A 2,392-nucleotide genomic window follows, 5' to 3' on the forward strand; every position below is an offset into this window, starting at 1 on the left:
CCCCCCCCCCCGTGTGCGGGCCGCCTACCGCGCCGAGATGTACGCCGCCCGCACCACACGCGCCCCCGAAGAGCGGTGGCGGCATCTGGAGCGGGCGCACATCATCTCCCAGCCGTGGCCCTGGCCACACACGGCCAACCACGTCGCCATGTTCGCCCTGGCCCTCGCCCAGCGCGACCGCCGCGAGGCGATCGGCCAGATCATCCGTATCATCGTGGCCGCGCCCGGCTCCGCGCTGGGCCGCTACCCCGAAGGCAACACCGGCCGCGCCCGCGTCAGCCTCACCCAGCCCATGCCCCTGCCCACCGACCTGGCCAACCTGCTGCAGAGCACCTGACCGGGCACGTCCCGAGGGGAGTTCGCCGAAGTGACGATCAGCCGCCTGCCCGCCCTTCCCCCGATGCCCGGCGGCAATCCGGACCTCGGCAACGTGACCGGCCCCCAAGAGCCGGCCAGGCAGATCGCCGCCGGTCAGGCCTGGACCTGGTCAGGACCCTGTTCGACAAGCAGGCCGCCGACTGGAACACCGGCCACAGCGTCAGCCACTTCGACCCCCCCTGCACGACGCCTTGGCCCGGGGCGGCATCCCAGCCGGGGGCGTGAGCGCCGAGATCGGCTCGGGCACCGGCCACCTTCCTCGCCGATGAAGGACAACCCCCCATTACGGAGCCGAAGGAGTGCGCCCCCAGCCGGGTGGAGAGGACTCAACCCTGCCCGCAGGCCCGGGGCGACCTCACCCGCAGGGGGTCAAGGGTCGAGCAGAGAGCCGAAGATTGCCACGCCGAGTTCGAAAGCCTCCTTCTGACCGAGGATCCGTCCTTCGACGTCGGGGTGGGCATCAGCCCATGACTGCGCGGTACGGGCGTCGGTGAAGAAGTTGATGGACCCGCAGCAGGCGTCGGCCGCGGCGACCGCGCAACAGGTTGCCTGCTGACCGGCGAACACCACCGCAGTCCGGGGGCTCCACACGGCACCGCCACCGGAGACTTCCACGATGATCGGCCGGCCGGTGACGGGATCGGCCGACTCCAGCCGGACGTCTCGGCCCAACATGGCGGCCATGCCAAGCGCATCGATGGCACACATGGCATAGACCTGCGGACCGCCGACAATCTGCACCCGGTGTGGCGTAGGGACGGCAGAGAACGGATAGACGGCGCGAATCTCACCGTGCTCGTCCAGCCGCAGAAAGTCGGCTTCGTGCAACGCGGTCAGAGCCTGCTGCGGCAACTCGGCGCGGCTGAGCGCCGTGCCGGTCCTGGCAAAGGAGCGCAACACCCGCTGCTGCACCGCCCGCAGACCACCATCGACGGGCGCGCGCCTGCCCGCGCCCGCACGGCCCAGCGCGTCCGACCACACCATCGCGGACGTACGCCGCAACGCCTGCCGCAACTCCGCGACCGAAGGCACCTTCTGGAGCCGGCACGACATGCTGATGGGCATCCCCGCGACACCGAACGGGTCAAACCCGTCCACCAGCAGCATGGGAGACCCGCGCAAACCCCACCGCCGCGCCTCCTCATCAGTGCTCACCGTCCGACGCAAGACCGTATCGGCGACTCCCACCTCCGCCATAGCCCGAGCAAGGCGGTCGGCCAGAACAGGAGCGTTAGGACAGCCCGGCACGCTCACCAGAACAATCTCCATGGGCCCAAGCTAAACCTTCCAGCGCACTGGAAGGTCAAGACCATACGCTGGGACCATGCGCATCGGCACACTCGCCGCCGAGGCCGGCGTCAGCACCAAGACCATCCGCTTCTACGAGCAAGCCGGGCTGTTGCCCGAACCCCCGCGCACCAGCGGCGGCTACCGCGACTACCCGGCCACCACCGTCGACCGCCTGGCCTTCATCCGCGACGCCCAGACCGCCGGCCTGTCCCTGGCCCAGATCCGCGAGGTCCTGGACATCCGCGATGCGGGGCAGGCGCCCTGCGAGCACGTGGGCGAGCTGATCGAGGCACACCTGACCCAGGTGAACGACCGTATCGACGAACTCATCTCCGCCCGCGCAACCCTGCGCGCTCTCCGTAGACGCGCCCAGGAAACCGACCCGGTGGATTGCGCCCCGGACCGCGTCTGCACCATCCTCGCCTCCCGACAACCGACATAGGTACGCCCCCGACAGCAGGCACGCCCCGATCACCGCTCCCAGCCCGGATGACGTCATGCCCACCCCGGCGACGACCCTGCGCGCATCCACCGCCAGGAGAGCGACCGGGTCGCGGCCCGAGGACCGTGGCCGTCCCAGAGCCGGGTAACAGCCAGGCCGAATCCGGCCCACGACCGGGGAGCGCGAGGGACCGAAGGCCCCTCGCCGGGGGTGGGGGGGGGGGGCGCCCCCCGCCCACCCCCCCCCCCCACACCCCACCGCCCCCCCCCCCCCCCCCCCGCC

The 2,392-nt window shown here is 71.3% G+C and carries 3 protein-coding genes; 2 read left to right on the forward strand and 1 reads right to left on the reverse strand.

The window, feature by feature from the left end; genetic code table 11:
• Positions 1 to 337, forward strand: a 337-nt coding sequence (locus tag ACFWY5_RS55070; RefSeq protein ID WP_379639949.1) for a DUF3703 domain-containing protein, incomplete at its 5' end; no start/stop codon positions are given.
• A 410-nt stretch (positions 338 to 747) separates the two neighbouring features.
• On the opposite strand, the gene ACFWY5_RS55075 is transcribed toward ACFWY5_RS55070, so the two are convergent.
• The gene (locus ACFWY5_RS55075) at positions 748 to 1,647 is read right to left on the reverse strand and encodes an alkylmercury lyase family protein (RefSeq protein ID WP_379639951.1); all 900 of its coding nucleotides are present in this window, start codon (positions 1,645 to 1,647) and stop codon (positions 748 to 750) included.
• A 55-nt stretch (positions 1,648 to 1,702) separates the two neighbouring features.
• On the opposite strand from ACFWY5_RS55075, the gene ACFWY5_RS55080 reads away from it, so the two are divergent.
• Complete coding sequence (locus ACFWY5_RS55080) at positions 1,703 to 2,110, forward strand: heavy metal-responsive transcriptional regulator (protein ID WP_379639952.1); 408 nt, start codon at positions 1,703 to 1,705, stop codon at positions 2,108 to 2,110.
• The last annotated feature ends 282 nt before the right edge of the window (positions 2,111 to 2,392 follow it).

Source organism: Nonomuraea sp. NPDC059007 (genome assembly GCF_042740555.1).
Classification (GTDB): domain Bacteria; phylum Actinomycetota; class Actinomycetes; order Streptosporangiales; family Streptosporangiaceae; genus Nonomuraea.